This window comes from Mucilaginibacter sp. R-33, assembly GCF_049949235.1.
Taxonomy (GTDB): domain Bacteria; phylum Bacteroidota; class Bacteroidia; order Sphingobacteriales; family Sphingobacteriaceae; genus Mucilaginibacter.
The window spans coordinates 4,798,836-4,813,727 of record NZ_CP188089.1 but is presented as its reverse complement, the minus strand read 5'-3'; the positions used below and the strand labels follow the sequence as shown (position 1 = coordinate 4,813,727).

General features: G+C 44.7%; 12 protein-coding genes. 7 read left to right on the top strand and 5 right to left on the bottom strand.

Annotation, left to right across the window (positions count from 1 at the left end; translation table 11 throughout):
• Nucleotides 1-6 precede the first annotated feature (6 nt).
• Nucleotides 7-978: a TonB family protein gene (locus ACP26M_RS19725; RefSeq protein WP_426582559.1), complete on the top strand. Its 972-nt coding sequence runs from the start codon at nt 7-9 to the stop codon at nt 976-978.
• Between the two features lie 2 nt (nt 979-980).
• On the opposite strand, the gene ACP26M_RS19720 is transcribed toward ACP26M_RS19725, so the two are convergent.
• Nucleotides 981-1,508: a hypothetical protein gene (locus tag ACP26M_RS19720; RefSeq protein WP_426582557.1), complete on the bottom strand. Its 528-nt coding sequence runs from the start codon at nt 1,506-1,508 to the stop codon at nt 981-983.
• A gap of 329 nt (nt 1,509-1,837) precedes the next feature.
• Between ACP26M_RS19720 and carB the strand changes: the two genes are divergently transcribed.
• Both carB and ACP26M_RS19710 read left to right on the top strand, forming a co-directional pair.
• Nucleotides 1,838-4,654 carry a carbamoyl-phosphate synthase large subunit gene (carB, locus tag ACP26M_RS19715; RefSeq protein ID WP_426582555.1) on the top strand — a complete coding sequence of 939 codons (2,817 nt, stop codon included), beginning with the start codon at nt 1,838-1,840 and terminating at the stop codon, nt 4,652-4,654.
• Between the two features lie 99 nt (nt 4,655-4,753).
• Nucleotides 4,754-5,401 (top strand): hypothetical protein, encoded by a 648-nt coding sequence (locus ACP26M_RS19710; RefSeq protein WP_426582553.1) that lies wholly within the window; start codon nt 4,754-4,756, stop codon nt 5,399-5,401.
• 23 nt (nt 5,402-5,424) lie between these two features.
• On the opposite strand, the gene ACP26M_RS19705 is transcribed toward ACP26M_RS19710, so the two are convergent.
• Nucleotides 5,425-5,889, bottom strand: coding sequence for a DUF4920 domain-containing protein (locus tag ACP26M_RS19705; RefSeq protein ID WP_426582551.1), 465 nt, complete (start codon nt 5,887-5,889; stop codon nt 5,425-5,427).
• Between the two features lie 223 nt (nt 5,890-6,112).
• Between ACP26M_RS19705 and ACP26M_RS19700 the strand changes: the two genes are divergently transcribed.
• Nucleotides 6,113-7,483 carry an NHL repeat-containing protein gene (locus tag ACP26M_RS19700; protein WP_426582549.1) on the top strand — a complete coding sequence of 457 codons (1,371 nt, stop codon included), beginning with the start codon at nt 6,113-6,115 and terminating at the stop codon, nt 7,481-7,483.
• Between the two features lie 633 nt (nt 7,484-8,116).
• Here ACP26M_RS19700 and ACP26M_RS19695 read toward each other — a convergent pair.
• Nucleotides 8,117-9,649 carry a serine hydrolase gene (locus tag ACP26M_RS19695; RefSeq protein ID WP_426582547.1) on the bottom strand — a complete coding sequence of 511 codons (1,533 nt, stop codon included), beginning with the start codon at nt 9,647-9,649 and terminating at the stop codon, nt 8,117-8,119.
• Nucleotides 9,650-9,751: 102 nt separating this feature from the next.
• Here ACP26M_RS19695 and ACP26M_RS19690 point away from each other — a divergent pair, with 102 nt between their 5' ends.
• On the top strand, nt 9,752-11,941 hold the full coding sequence (locus ACP26M_RS19690; protein ID WP_426582545.1) for a S9 family peptidase: 2,190 nt from the start codon (nt 9,752-9,754) through the stop codon (nt 11,939-11,941).
• A gap of 112 nt (nt 11,942-12,053) precedes the next feature.
• The gene (locus ACP26M_RS19685) at nt 12,054-12,548 is read left to right on the top strand and encodes a hypothetical protein (RefSeq protein WP_426582543.1); all 495 of its coding nucleotides are present in this window, start codon (nt 12,054-12,056) and stop codon (nt 12,546-12,548) included.
• A gap of 90 nt (nt 12,549-12,638) precedes the next feature.
• On the opposite strand, the gene ACP26M_RS19680 is transcribed toward ACP26M_RS19685, so the two are convergent.
• Both ACP26M_RS19680 and mutY read right to left on the bottom strand, forming a co-directional pair.
• Nucleotides 12,639-13,049: a single-stranded DNA-binding protein gene (locus tag ACP26M_RS19680; RefSeq protein WP_426582541.1), complete on the bottom strand. Its 411-nt coding sequence runs from the start codon at nt 13,047-13,049 to the stop codon at nt 12,639-12,641.
• A 24-nt stretch (nt 13,050-13,073) separates the two neighbouring features.
• Complete coding sequence (gene mutY, locus ACP26M_RS19675; RefSeq protein WP_426582539.1) at nt 13,074-14,120, bottom strand: A/G-specific adenine glycosylase; 1,047 nt, start codon at nt 14,118-14,120, stop codon at nt 13,074-13,076.
• A 472-nt stretch (nt 14,121-14,592) separates the two neighbouring features.
• On the opposite strand from mutY, the gene ACP26M_RS19670 reads away from it, so the two are divergent.
• Complete coding sequence (locus ACP26M_RS19670) at nt 14,593-14,889, top strand: HU family DNA-binding protein (protein WP_090534644.1); 297 nt, start codon at nt 14,593-14,595, stop codon at nt 14,887-14,889.
• The last annotated feature ends 3 nt before the right edge of the window (nt 14,890-14,892 follow it).

Below are 14,892 nucleotides of genomic sequence, written 5' to 3'. Positions count from 1 at the left end.
CAATTTATGAAACCGCTTTTTACAATCACCCTTTTTCTTCTTATTGCAACCGGGGCCTATGCCCAGCGCCAAAACGTTTACTTTATAAAAAATAACGGTAAGTATGTTGGTATACGTGATAGTGCCGACTATATCCGTGTGGTGCGTGAGCCAGACTCGGCTTCAACGCTATATAATGTTTTTGAATTTTATCCCAGCGGTTCTCAAAAACTCATCGGAAAATCTGTAAAGATCGATCCGCCGCAATTTGAAGGGCAATGTGTTACCTACTATGCTAATGGCAAAAGGCAATCCGTTATCAGTTATAAAAACGGAGTAAAGGCAGGTGAGGATATGGAATTTTATCCTAATGGCAGGTTATACGCGCAGTTGTCGTATCCCGAAGATAATAAAGACCGTACAGCCGATAGGTCTGGCAATTACCTCATTATAGCCAATAAAGATTCATTGGGAAACGACCAGGTTTCTGAAGGTAATGGCTACTTTAAAGGTTACGATAACAAATTTGGTTATGTTGAAGAAGAAGGCCCTGTAAAAGGCGGTAAACGCGATGGACAGTGGAAAGGTGATTTTCAAGACTTCAAAACTACTTTTACCGAAATTTATGATAACGGGGTGTTGATATCAGGCATAGCTACAACTAAAGAGGGAAAAGTTAATACTTACCTGAAATCTCGTGGGGTACCTCCGCAATTTAAAGGCGGACTTGAGCGGTTCGGCAGGTTTTTATCAAATAATATCAAATATCCCGATGATGCCCTGCGTAAGGGTATTGAAGGTACTGTGGTACTTTCTTTCGTTGTGGAAAAGGATGGAACATTAACAGATATTAAAGTGAGTAAATCTGTTGCTCCCATTATTGATGATGAAGCTGTGCGGGTGCTCAATAACTCGCCAAAATGGGTTCCGGGAACACAATTTGGCGTTCCGGTTAAAGTTAGATACAGCGTTCCGGTTTCTTTTGCGATAGGCAGGTAAGCTTAATTAGCCGGGTACGATCCAATTCCTAATGATACTTTCAGGCTGGCATCAGTTGCCGTAGCTTTACGCAGGCGGTAAACCATCCGGATGCGCACGCTTGGCTGGCGCACCAGTTCGTCTAAAAAGTGTGAGTTGTCAATGTCAAGTACTATGCTGTTGCCGGCGTTGGGTTGGATATCTTTACGTATGGCCACCATTACCTCTTCACTGCCATCGTTTTTGGCCATGTAAACCCTTAATGACGCTATATTGCCAATGTTATAATCTGACGGATCGCTCGACTGCAGTTTGGCTGATATGATGCGCACCTCGCTTATCCTGCTGGCATTGTTGCCATCTTTAGTAAAATCCTGGTCAAAGCTATTGCCCGTGCTTACTGCGGTTTGAGGTTCATCAACTTTGGCCGACGCCGGGATAACCATAGTAGCGGTATACGGGAATGTTGATTTAACAACTGATTGCAGCATAGCACAGCTGCCCCAAAATAAAATAGCCGCAAGCAACGGAAAAACAGACTTCTTTATCATAGTCCTTAAATATAACGTATTTGCGCCCTGGCGCAATTACAGGTTCAATTGGAAATTACAGGCCGGGCTGTAAGTAAATATAGTGAGATTTTACGGAAATAGTAAGCCTATTGTTTTAAGAAAATGTGCTCCGAAACTTAAAAAAGGCCCGGTGTTATGGCGACAATATTAAATCTGAAAAAAAACATGAATGGTGTTTGTTAAAACTCTATCTTTGCACCCCGACGCTGAAGTCGGGATTTCTTGGCTTTCAGCGCATAGGAAAAACCGTTTAAAGGCTTAACAGCCTTTGACTTTTGACTTAGAACTTTTGACTTAAAAAAAGCCCTATGCCCAAAGACACCTCCATCAAATCCGTTCTGATCATTGGCTCCGGCCCAATCATTATCGGCCAGGCTTGCGAATTTGATTATTCCGGCTCACAAGCCGCTCTCTCGTTAAAAGAAGAAGGCATCTCCGTTTCTATTATTAACAGCAATCCGGCAACTATCATGACGGATAAAGTTATCAGCGATCATGTTTACCTTCTGCCGCTCACCTGCGAAAGCATTGAGAAAATTTTAACCGAACAGCAGATAGACGCTGTGCTGCCTACCATGGGCGGTCAAACCGCGTTGAACCTTTGTATCGAAGCGTCTGAACGCGGCATTTGGGAAAAATATGGCGTTAAAGTTATCGGTGTAGATATTGCCGCCATTGAAAAAACCGAAAACCGTGAGGCTTTCCGCCAGCTGATGGTTGACATCGGCGTAGGGGTTGCCAAATCAAAAATCGCCAACTCTTTCCTTGAAGGTAAAGAAGGCGCGCAGGAAATTGGCTTCCCGCTGGTTATTCGCCCAAGCTACACACTGGGTGGTAAAGGTGCAGGTTTTGTTCACAGAAAGGAAGATTTTGATGCCGCCCTTAACCGTGGCTTACAGGCTTCACCAACCCACGAGGTATTGGTTGAGCAGGCTGTGTTAGGCTGGAAAGAATACGAATTGGAGTTGCTGCGCGATAGCAACGATAACGTAATCATTATCTGCTCTATCGAGAACTTTGATCCGATGGGTATCCACACCGGCGACTCGATCACTGTAGCCCCGGCCATGACCCTGAGCGACCGCTGCTACCAGGAAATGCGTAACCAGGCTATCAAAATGATGCGCGCCATCGGTAACTTTGCCGGCGGTTGTAACGTGCAGTTTTCGGTAAACCCTGCAGATGAAGCGATCATCGCTATCGAGATCAACCCACGTGTGTCACGCTCTTCAGCCCTTGCATCAAAAGCTACCGGTTATCCAATTGCTAAAATTGCTGCCAAGCTGGCCATAGGTTATAATCTTGATGAAATTGAAAACCAGATCACCAAAACAACCTCGGCTTATTTTGAGCCTACTTTGGATTATGTGATCGTTAAAATACCTCGCTGGAACTTTGATAAATTCAAAGGCGCTAATAAAGAACTTGGCCTGCAGATGAAATCGGTAGGTGAGGTGATGGGCATTGGCCGCAGCTTTACAGAAGCCTTGCAGAAAGCCTGCCAAAGCCTCGAGATCGGTCGTGCCGGTTTAGGTGCCGATGGCCGCCAGAGCCGTAACCTCGAAGAGATCATGGCCAGCCTTGAGTACCCGAGCTGGGACAGGTTGTTCCACATCTATGATGCCCTGAGCCTTGGTGTGCCAATCGAATCGGTACGTAAAGTAACCAAGATCGACCGCTGGTTCCTGAACCAGATCCAGGAGCTGGTTAACCTGGAAACAGAGCTTCGCCGTTATTCATTGAACAACGTTCCTGAGGAGTTTCTGTATACGCTAAAACAAAAAGGTTTCTCTGATGTGCAGATAGCACACATTTTAGGTAACGTAACCGAGGAAGATGTTTACCAGCGCCGCAAAGCCCTGGGCATGCACCGCGTTTACAAAATGGTTGATACCTGCGCTGCCGAGTTCCCTGCTAAAACTCCATACTACTATTCGAGCTACGAAGGCGAAAATGAGTCGGTAGCATCTGACAGGAAAAAGATCATTGTATTAGGCTCAGGCCCTAACCGTATAGGCCAGGGTATCGAGTTCGACTACAGTTGTGTTCACGGTTTACTTGCTGCTAAAGAAGCAGGCTTTGAAGCCATCATGGTTAACTGTAACCCTGAAACAGTATCAACCGACTTTAACATGGCCGATAAGCTGTACTTTGAGCCGGTTTACTGGGAGCATGTACGCGAGATCATCGAGCTTGAAAAACCTTATGGGGTAATTGTTCAGCTGGGTGGCCAAACTGCGCTTAAAATGGCCGAGAAAATGCACGAGCACGGCATCCGGATCATTGGTACATCATTCAATGATATGGATATTGCCGAAGACCGCGGCCGTTTCTCCGACCTGCTGAAAGATCTTGACATCCCATACCCTAAATACGGTGTAGCCGAAAGTGCGGAAGAAGCGCTTGAAGTTGCCCACAAGGTTGGTTACCCGGTACTTGTACGCCCAAGCTACGTATTAGGCGGCCAGGGTATGAGCATTGTGATCAATGACGAAGACCTGGAGAAAGCTGTGGTAAGCCTGCTGCGCAACCTGCCGGGCAACCGCGTGCTGATCGACCACTTCCTTGACCGTGCCGCCGAGGCCGAATCTGACTCGATCAGCGATGGTGAGGATGTACACATTGTTGGGATCATGGAACACATTGAGCCTGCGGGGATCCATTCGGGCGATTCATTCGCTGTATTGCCTCCGTTTGATCTGTCGGACAATGTAATCCACCAGATAGAAGAATATACCAAAAAGATAGCTAAAGCGCTTAACGTACGCGGTTTGCTTAACATACAATTCGCGGTTAAGGATGATAAGGTGTATGTAATTGAGGCCAACCCGCGTGCTTCACGTACCGTGCCTTTCATCGCCAAAGCTTATGATGTGCCATACATCAACATAGCCACAAAAGTTATGCTTGAGGCCAATAAGCTGAGCGACTTTACCATCGAACGCAAGCTTTGGGGTTATGCCATCAAAGAACCGGTGTTCTCGTTTGATAAGTTCCCTGAAGTTACCAAGGAGCTTGGACCTGAAATGAAATCAACAGGTGAGGCTATCCGCTTTATCCCTAACCTGCAGGACCCATACTTCAGACACCTGTACAAAGAGAAATCGATGTATTTGAGTAAATAATTAAAACATTAAATTGCAGCCTTTGTAGTTTAATTGCTAATAACGTGAACCTGCAACCCTAATTGCAGGTTCACTATTGTTGTATTTAGTTGCTATAGATTGAAAGTTAATACGGCTAATGGTCAGGAAATCAACCTGAAGAGTGTTGATCCTGAAGATATGGATGGTGTTTTAATGAAAATTGAAAAATCATTTAACATCAGTTTAAACGATACATCGGTAAACGATGTGCAAAACTTTGGTAAACTTTGCGACGTTGTTGTTGAAAAAGTAAAAAAAACAAATGATGGCTGTACTACACAGCAGGCGTTTTACAAACTCCGTAATGCCATCAATGCATCGTCGGGGTATGATAAGGATATCATAAAGCCCCAAACCAAACTCGCTGATCTTTTTCCGCGCGATAGCCGTATTGAGGCTGTGGCCGCCATTGAAGAAGAAATGGGTTTCCAGATCCGTTTGCTTCAGCCGAAGCAGTGGATAATTAACCTGTTTTCCATGGTATTGGTGGTTAGCTTTGTTTTGGCCTTTTATTACCTGGCCATAGGTATTGCCGGTATGGTAATAGCCGGGATAGGTTTAAGGCTGGCCGGACGTTTTGGCAAAGAGATGCATGTGAAAACTATCGGCGACCTGGCCGAAAAAATTGCCCGTGAACATTATATGAAATGCAAACGCGAAGCATCTGCAGTAAACAAAAACGAGGTTTCTGAAAAGTTAAGGCGGCTCATTGTAACAAACGGGTAGGTATTTATCCCGCTTGAATAGCTTTATTTATCTACCATTAATCCTTTTACTTCAAAGCTGACCTTTCGGCCGGGGTTGGCATTTACCTTATGCTGTTTTTTGCCGCTAACCGTATCGCCGGCCATATGCTGCAGGTCATCGGCAATAAATTGTTTAGCTGCTATTCCCGAAATGATTACCGTACGGCCCGCCAATTGCCTGGGGAGGTTTATCCCTGCATTGGTAAAATGGGCTGTTATAACCCGGTTGTTACCCGCATCCATTTCAAACCAGCCACCTTTTTCTTTGGTTACTTTAATAACCCTGCCGCTAACGGCCGTAGTGATCCGCGTTTTTTTTTCCATAAAAGCTTCCAGTTTAGAGGCGGGCATTAAGGCTATTGTGTCGGGCTTTTCGCCAAATATCATTCCGTGGGGCAGCGGCACGTGTTTTTGTGCAATAACTGTATTGGCTATCAAAATGGATATGAACAGCGTTATGAGTTTCATAGTAAATTAATAACAGGCATACACCAAAAATGTTGCCGGGATTTGATGGTTTTGCCCCCGTATAAAAACAGTTAATCGTTTTTATTTGCGTTTGCAGGGCGGCGGAGCCTTTTGGTAAGTAATAAGTATGTTAATATTTGTTAAAATGTTACTTTAAAGTAATTTGCTACGTATTGATAAGTTAATTTTGCTTACTTACTACATATAACTTTTAAACTAACTCGTGAAAAAAAGCTTTACCAAAACAATTTTATTTGCCGCGTTTTTATTTGCCGTTGCTTTGGCCGGCACAAGCTGTGGTAAAAAAGGAAACGTTACGCCTGTAACCGTGCCTGATTTAACCACAATGGATGTGGTTACTACCGAAAGTGGAACCATAGCCTATACAGGCGGTTTATTTAATGGATCGACTGACGTAAGCCTGAGCAGCTACGGTATTTGTTACAGCGCCACCAATCAAACTCCTACTACTGCCGATAAGAAAACCACCGATACGGTAATTCTGTACGCTTATACTACAAAACTTACCGGTTTAAGCCCTAAAACAACTTATTATGCACGCGCATATGCTGTAAACAGCGCGGGTACTGGCTACGGTAAAGTGGTACAGTTTACCACCGGCGATGGTACAACATCCACTGGTGGCACAGTTAGCACATTGGCGGGTAATACCGCGGCCGACTTTGTTGACGGTTTGGGCGGCGCCGCTCTTTTTAACAGCCCGCAGGGGATAGCTGTAGGTACCGACGGCAATATTTATGTAGCCGATTCATTTAACAGTGCTATACGCAAGGTTACAACGGCAGGAGATGTTACTACACTTTCGGGCAATGGTAGCATTGGCTATGTTGACGGCCCCATAGCCGCCGCGCAGTTTTATGCTCCGCAAAGTTTGGTTACTGATGCAACGGGCAATATTTATGTAGCCGATTACGGCAATAATAATATCCGCAAAATTACCCCGGCCGGTGTGGTAAGCACTTTTGCAGGCAGCGGCGATGCCGGATATGCCGATGGAACAGGTACCAAAGCAACGTTTAACAGTCCGCGCGGGTTAGCAATTGATGGCTCCGGAAATATTTTTGTGGCCGATCTGGGCAATAACCTGATCCGCAAAATAACCCCGGCTGGTGTTGTTACCACATTTGCAGGCAGCAGGGGGGCAAGTTACCTGGATAATGCAACCGCAACCAGCGCTACTTTCAATAAGCCCAACGGCATAGCTATTGATGCCAATAATAATATATATGTAGCCGAAACGCTTAATCATGCCATTCGTAAAATAACCCCGGCGGGTGTTGTTACTACTTTTGTTGGCGGTAATAAACGGACCGGAGTTGTTGGCAACCCGTCGGCCATTGCGTTTGATAAAAGCTGGAATCTCTTCATAGCCGATCAGAATGGCAGGATCCTGGAGATTACCAAGGATAAAGTATTAAAAGTAATTGCCGGTAACGGAACAAGCAGTTTTGCGGAAGGTGTTGGCACTGCAGGGATCTTTAACTCGCCGCAGGGTATTGCAGTTGATGCCGGCAACAATGTTTACGTAGCCGACTATTATAACAACCGTATCCGTAAGATTGTGCTGCAATAAGATTTAATTGTTTAGATATTTTTTCAGCGCCATGGCATTTTATGTTATGGCGCTGTTTTTTGAAGGGGTATTCAGGAAGTAGCAAGCTTTATTTTTACCATAGGACGGTTTCGTCCTTACCATGACTTAAAATACGGTAAGTTACCCATGACAACTTAAAAAGGTAACGGGCTTCATTAGTATTTGACTTACATCGTCGCGCTCTTGGCCGCGCGGGGCCAGTTACTTTTGTCGCCACAAAAGTAACCAAAAAGGCTTGCAGCAGAGAGGCTTCTTTGCGCACAACCTGGCCCCATAGCCCTCGGCGCGGCCTTCACCCTGCAAAACGAACAGAACCACGAGCTGCAATTATTTTGCCCCGACTCGCACGCAATGCCTCCGCTTCTGCAAAAACTTGCTATGCCCCTGCAGCCGCACCGCCCAGCATCGTTCTGCTCGTTTTCACCCGAAGCTGATCTGCTGCGAAAAACCACATTTTTTATCTTGTCATGGGTAGGCTCTCGAAGCATGGTGGGCAGGCCTCTGCACACGAGTCTTCGACGGGCTCAGACTGACAAGCCCTCTTTGTCATCTAACCTTCAGAGGCCGCCGGTTTTAAACACTTAACAACGAGGTTGGCGGCAATGTCACTCCCTAATTCTTTTTAAAATCATACGCGCCCCGCTCTACAAAATCAGCCACTTTTACGCGTACTCCCGTAACCTCGCCGTTTTGTACCATGAACGGAAATACAGCTTTCCCCAGGGTAGGATCAGAAAAAGTTACATAAAAGCGGTTACCGCCCAGTGGTTTTAGCAAGGCATACATTTTAGGATGATGCTCAAAGCGCATTTCGAGATTGTTGCCCTCGCCCTGGGTAACCTCCATGCTGCCATAAAAATCGTTGCTGTATTTGCCAATGTATTTGTTTGGCAGCAACATTGGTTTGGGGTTTAACAGTACAGAATCCCTCAGCTTTTTATCTTCGGCCTGTTCGGTTGCGATATTAGCTTTGTATTGTTTTAAATAACCCTCGCTGTAGTTGCGGAAAGGTTGTTTGAAGTAAGCATCTAAAATATCCCAGCGCAGGGCCTCAAACAACAGGTTCTGATCAGTATTGGTTAATATGATGATACCCAGGTTATCCTGCGGCGAAAGCGTTACTGACGACAAATAGCCGTTAACCCCGCCATCATGCATCACCAGCCTGTGGCCCGAGTAATCCTGGATAAACCAGCCTAAACCATACAGCTCAAAGTTATTTTCGCCGTTCATATGATGGACACTGCTCACAATATCCTGCGGCACACGTGTTGCCTGGATGGCTGAGGAAGGGATCACCTGGCGCTGCCCAACCTTACCATCGTTCAGTAAAGCAAGTGCCCATTTGCTCATATCATTTACCGACGAACTGATAGCCCCGGCAGGCGCCAGGCCATCTATCTGGCAATAAGGGATTGGGGTAAGCCTGCCGTCGACAATAGTATGCGGCACCGTGCGGTTTAAGGATGTCGGTAAATCCTTGCTTAGGGCCAAAGTATTGCCCATGCCCAGTGGTGCAAAAATGGCTTCCTTTAAGTAAGCTTCCCATGAGTGTCCGTTGGTAACCTTCGGAATGATCTCGCCGGCCGTTAAAAATGCGGCGTTGGTATATCCCCAGCGTGTACGGAACGGATAAGTTGCTTTAAGCTTGCCCAAACGCTGAATTACCTCCTGGCGGGTAAGGTTGGTATTGTAAAAAGTAAAATCGCCCTGGAAGGTTCGGAAGCCGAGGCGGTGGCAAAGGAGGTCGCGCACTATTACCTGGTCGCTTGCGTTTTTGTCTTCCAGCTTAAATTCCGGTATGTATTTGGTTACCTTGTCATCTAACGACAGTTTTTTGTTTGCCTCCAGCATAGCAAGCGCAGTTGCCGTGAAAGCTTTGGTATTGCTGCCTATCATGAACAAGGTGTTTTCATCTACCTTGTTCATGAGGCCAAGCTCTTTAATGCCATAACCTTTCATCAGCACAACTTTGTTATCTTTCACAATACAAACAGCTATGCCGGGCACGCGCCAGTTGGTTAAGGCCTTGCTGATATAGAGGTCTAAACTGTCTTTAATGAACTTGCTCCTGTCGGCTCGCTGGGCGTTTACCGATGTGAAAAATAACATGCAGGCAGCGAGCAATAGAGGTATTTTTTTCATTACAGAGGGCTTTAGATTTCTTTATTGTGCTAATTTAACGCAAAATTTACAGTGACGTTATTTAATAAATAAAAATATCGCCGCTCTATTAATTCAAACTAAATGTATATGAAATTTTACCGTTCGGGATTTTTTTTCCTTACTACGCTATTGTTAATCTTACTGCAAAATACGGCCCGGGCGCAACGGACCGCCGTTAACTGGACAAAAGACGGCTATCAGTATTACCGCATAACCGGCGGGCAAATTATCATGATTGATGCCCGTGATACCTCAAAAAAAACTGTTTTTATCACCAAAGAAGAATTGACGCCTGCAGGCAAAGCGCCTATCAGTGTAAAAAGGTTTGCGGTGAGCGATGATAACAAAAAAGTCCTTATCAATACCAATACCAAAAAAGTATGGCGCTATGACACCCGTGGCGACTACTGGGTGTATGATTCTAATACCAAAAAGCTTTGGCAGTTGGGTAAAAGCCTGCCGGCTTCATCACTGATGTTCGCCAAATTTTCGCCCGATGGCAGTAAAGCTGCTTACGTAAGCGGGCATAACATTTACATGGAAGATTTGGCCGATGGTTCGTTAAAACAATTAACTACTGACGGTACCCAAACGCTTATCAACGGTACTTTTGACTGGGCTTATGAGGAAGAGTTTGGCTGCCGCGATGGTTTCCGCTGGTCGCCGGATAGTAAATCAATAGCGTACTGGCAATTAGACGCCAGCAAGATCAAAACCTATTTGATGCTGAACACTACTGATTCGGTTTATCCTTATGTTGTGCCGGTTGAGTACCCTGTTGCGGGCGAAGATCCAAGCTCATGCAAAGTGGGCGTTGTTAATACCGTTACCGGTAAAACCACGTGGATCAATGTGCCCGGCGATGCCGTACAGCATTACATCCCTAATATGGAATGGGCCGATAACTCGAGCGAAGTTATTCTTGAACAACTGAACCGTGCGCAAAATGAAAGCCGGGTATTTATAGGCAACGTGTCAAACGGTACCACCCGTGTGATCCGCGAAGAGCATAATGATTCATGGATTGACGTTAAAGCGCGTGTGGCCGGCGGCGACCCGGTAGGCTGGGGCTGGATTGAAAAAGGCAAAAGTTTTTTATGGCTGAGCGAAAAGGACGGCTGGCGCCATTTGTATAAAATAACCCGCGAAGGCAAAGAAAGCCTGATCACTAAAGGCAACTATGATGTGATTGGTATCGACATGATCGACGAAGCTCTGGGTTATGTATACTTCATTGCTTCGCCGGATAATGCTACACAGAAATATCTTTACAAAATAAAATTAAGCGGCGGCACGGCCGAGCGTGTTTCGCCTGCTGGTGAGCCAGGAACGCATAGCTATGATATTTCGCCTAACGGCAAGGTTGCGCTGCACAATTTCAGCAACAGCTATACCCACCCGCAAAGCGAGGTGATCAGTTTGCCAGCTCATAAGCATATTGGCGGTACTGTAATAACGGTTGATAAAAACGCTAAAAATAAACCCGAGTTTTTCAAAGTAAAAACTGTTGATGGCATTGAAATGGACGGCTGGATGGTAAAACCAACCAATTTCGACCCGAATAAAAAATACCCGGTACTGTTTACCGTTTATGGCGAACCGGCTGGGCAAACCGTAACAGATACCTGGGGTACTGGCCGTAACAGGCTGTATGAAGGCAGCATGGCAGATGACGGGTATATTTACATGTCGGTTGAAGGTCGTGGTGCGCCTGCCCCTAAAGGCACAGCCTGGCGCAAGGCTATTTACAAGAACATAGGTATTATCAACATCCGCGACCAGGCTATGGCAGCCAGAGAGATCATTAAATGGCCATTTGTCGACTCAACCCGTATAGCAGTACACGGCTGGAGCGGCGGCGGTTCATCTACCCTTAACCTGATGTTTCAGTATGGAGATATTTATAAAACAGGGATAGCAGTAGCAGCAGTAGGCAACCAGCTTACTTATGATAACATTTACCAGGAGCGCTACATGGGCGTACCAAGCGATGATGCCGGCCGTGCAGTGTTTATCAAAGGTTCGCCGGTTACTTATGCTAAGAATTTGAAAGGCAACTTGCTTTACATTCATGGTACGGGCGATGATAATGTGCATTACAAAAATGCCGAGTTGCTGATTGATGAACTGGTGAAATACAACAGGCAGTTCCAGCTGATGTCATACCCTAACCGTACGCATTCGATATCGGAAGGCGAAGGTACAACACAGCATTTGCGCACGTTGTTTACACAGTATTTGAAAGCTAAATGCCCTCCTGGAGGAAGATAAATATATTAACAGGCAAAGCCCTCATATAGTTCATTATATGAGGGCTTTTGCTTTTGCCGGGAAAAAGAATATGCTGCTGTATCATTACGCTTTTTTTAGCGTAATCATTGATATGAAGCAAATTACGAATCCTGCAAAAGTGTTAGGCTTGTTAGCCATTGTTTTAGTAACGGCTTTTTGGGGCTGTCATAAAGAGACGGTAACAAACAGCGAGCTAAACATATCCGGAAAATGGATTGTTCCTGCTGCTTTTTCAAAACAAGGGACACAATATGAATACGATTTTAAAACCGACCACACATTTGAAGGCACGGTGACCAGTATCGACTCGGTTTCCAAAAAGCTTATCGGAACAGCGTCAAAACGGGTTGGAAAATATAAGATCCAAAATTCGGTATTAACCTTGTATGATATAACCGATTATCAAAACAAAAACAATGCTTTTGGCCCGGTTTCCGAACTGGCGGCGGTTAGCAACGTCATTGCGGTAACGGCCAACTACACTATGGTTTTAAATGCCGGAGGGAATGTACTTACGCTGACATATATATGCGGACCGGCCGACGATTGTACCGCGCCGCAGGGTGTGAACTATTTTAAGCAATAACCGATTTATAATTCTACGGGATATGAAAAATGCCAGTGACAAGTGTTACCGGCATTTTTTCTTTGGGATGTTTTAGTAAGTATCGGTAATTTAATAGTCTTCGGCATTTAAATGATCTATAAACGAGTCCCCGTTTTTTGAGGGTGATTTTAACGGCTCGGCATCAAAATCACTCTTGCGGCCAAGCATAGTGAAGTTTTCGGCCACAATTTCGGTAGTGTATTTTTTTATACCTTCCTTATCCTCAAATGAGCGGGTGCGGAGTTTGCCCTCGATGTAAACCAGCTTTCCTTTTGAAAGAAACCTGGCCGCTACTTCTGCCAGTCCGCGCCACATTACAATATTATGCCATTCGGTTTGTTCAACCTTGCGGCCATCTTTATTAAAAGTTTCGGAAGTAGCTAAAGGGAAACTCGTAACAGATACGCCACCTTCTAAATTCCGTACTTCAGGGTCTTTGCCTAAGTGACCAACGAGTATTACTTTGTTTATTCCAGACATGCCATAAATTAACGCAAAATTATTTTACAAATTAAAAATATTTTTTAATAATATAAAAATGATTTTTGGTAAAGCTAACTCCGGCAGGTTCTGAACGTTGATTTTAACCCAGTTTTCGTGCGTTTTGAGGGGTTGGTTTTCAATTTTTATCAGCCTTACAAAAAGCCGCTGATGTGTAAGGATGTGTTTATGCACCGGCGAAATTTCAGCAGCTTTAATATCATCACCAAAAACAGCTAAAACTTCGGGTTGTTTCAATAGCGTTGTCAGGGTTAAAAGTGAGCTTGTTTCTACCATAGGCAAATCAAACATATTGGCCCAGATGTCTTTATCGCCCCTTTTGTTCATCAAAACGGTATCGCCGTTGGTTACCAGGAAATAATTAAAAAAGCGCTCACGTACTTTTACAGTTTTTAATTTTACCGGGAGAGCGGCAACAGCATTGGTGTTAAAGGCCACGCAACCCATTCGGACAGGGCAAATACCACAGGCTGGATTTTTAGGTTTGCACAACATGGCACCAAACTCCATCATGGCCTGATTGTGCAGTCCCGGCATTTTCTTATTAAGAAAATCATTGGCAGCCTGTTGAAATGTTTTTTTACCCCCGGTTGAGTTGATTGGTTCATAGATACCCAGGTATCGCGCCAGTACACGATAAACGTTACCGTCTACCACGGCTTTGGCTTCATTAGCCGCAAACGAAGCGATGGCGGCAGCCGTATATTCGCCAATACCTTTTAGTTTTATCAGTTCGTTATAGCTATCCGGGAAACGGCCGTTATGGAGCTCCTGTACCAACCGGGCCGTTTTTAGCATGTTGCGCCCCCTGGAGTAGTAACCCAGTCCCTGCCACAGCTTCAGGATTTCATCTTCATGAGCAGCGGCAAAACTGCTTACATCAGGATATTTTTCCAGGAAACGATAAAAATATGGCATGCCCTGTTCTACCCGGGTTTGCTGCAATATGATCTCAGATAGCCAGATCACATAAGGATCGGTAGTATTGCGCCAGGGCAGGTTTCGTTTGTTGTTTAAGTACCATTGTACCAGTTCGTCGGTAAAATTCATTGTTGTAAAAGTAATTAAGAAACAAGAAGGCAGGAAACAAGAAGGCAAGAATCAGGAATCAAGAGGAGAGGAAGGCAAGAGACAGAGGAAGAGTCAAGAAACAAGAATCGAGAGGGTAATCGGGAGATAAGAAATCAAAGAGTCGCGAACCAGGGAAAAGCCAGGAGGCCGGGGATCTGAAATTTTAAAATAAAAGATAAAAGAATGGCGACTAACCTGTGAAAGTACAAGGCCTTTGCTACCAGTTGGATTGATAGATTTTCACACTTTTTTTCACACTTCTTTACACCGGCAAATTGATGTTTAACCAGTAATTTATAAGCCTCTCATACTCAAAATTGTAACGAAAATGTAGGTTTTACGCCGCTGGCAAAAAAAAACGGATAAATATTTCGCTGTTAACGGATAAAGCAATACTTTTGCAACCCCAAAACAGTTAAGTATTTATAAAATTAAATTAAGTAAATAAGATATGACTAAGGCAGAAATTATAACTGAAATCTCATCAAAAACAGGTATAGAGAAAGTAGACGTGCAGGAAACTGTTGAGGCGTTTTTCAAAGTTGTTAAAAGCTCAATGGTTGGCGGCGAAAACGTATATGTAAGAGGATTCGGTAGCTTTGTGGTTAAAAAAAGAGCTAAGAAAACAGCACGTAACATTTCAAAAAATACTGCCATCATTATCCCTGAGCACTTTGTGCCAAGCTTTAAACCGGCCAAAACTTTTGTTGAGAAAGTAAAGTCAGGTAACAAAACCAGCAAAAAATAATTA

Excerpts from the sequence above, each read along its gene's own strand:
- ACP26M_RS19705 (WP_426582551.1), bottom strand. The coding sequence starts at position 5,889 with ATGAAACTCATAACGCTGTTCATATCCATTTTGATAGCCAATACAGTT.
- ACP26M_RS19690 (WP_426582545.1), top strand. The coding sequence starts at position 9,752 with ATGTATATGAAATTTTACCGTTCGGGATTTTTTTTCCTTACTACGCTA.
- ACP26M_RS19720 (WP_426582557.1), bottom strand. The coding sequence starts at position 1,508 with ATGATAAAGAAGTCTGTTTTTCCGTTGCTTGCGGCTATTTTATTTTGG.
- ACP26M_RS19695 (WP_426582547.1), bottom strand. The coding sequence starts at position 9,649 with ATGAAAAAAATACCTCTATTGCTCGCTGCCTGCATGTTATTTTTCACA.
- ACP26M_RS19725 (WP_426582559.1), top strand. The coding sequence starts at position 7 with ATGAAACCGCTTTTTACAATCACCCTTTTTCTTCTTATTGCAACCGGG.
- carB (WP_426582555.1), top strand. The coding sequence starts at position 1,838 with ATGCCCAAAGACACCTCCATCAAATCCGTTCTGATCATTGGCTCCGGC.
- ACP26M_RS19680 (WP_426582541.1), bottom strand. The coding sequence starts at position 13,049 with ATGTCTGGAATAAACAAAGTAATACTCGTTGGTCACTTAGGCAAAGAC.
- mutY (WP_426582539.1), bottom strand. The coding sequence starts at position 14,120 with ATGAATTTTACCGACGAACTGGTACAATGGTACTTAAACAACAAACGA.
- ACP26M_RS19670 (WP_090534644.1), top strand. The coding sequence starts at position 14,593 with ATGACTAAGGCAGAAATTATAACTGAAATCTCATCAAAAACAGGTATA.
- ACP26M_RS19685 (WP_426582543.1), top strand. The coding sequence starts at position 12,054 with ATGAAGCAAATTACGAATCCTGCAAAAGTGTTAGGCTTGTTAGCCATT.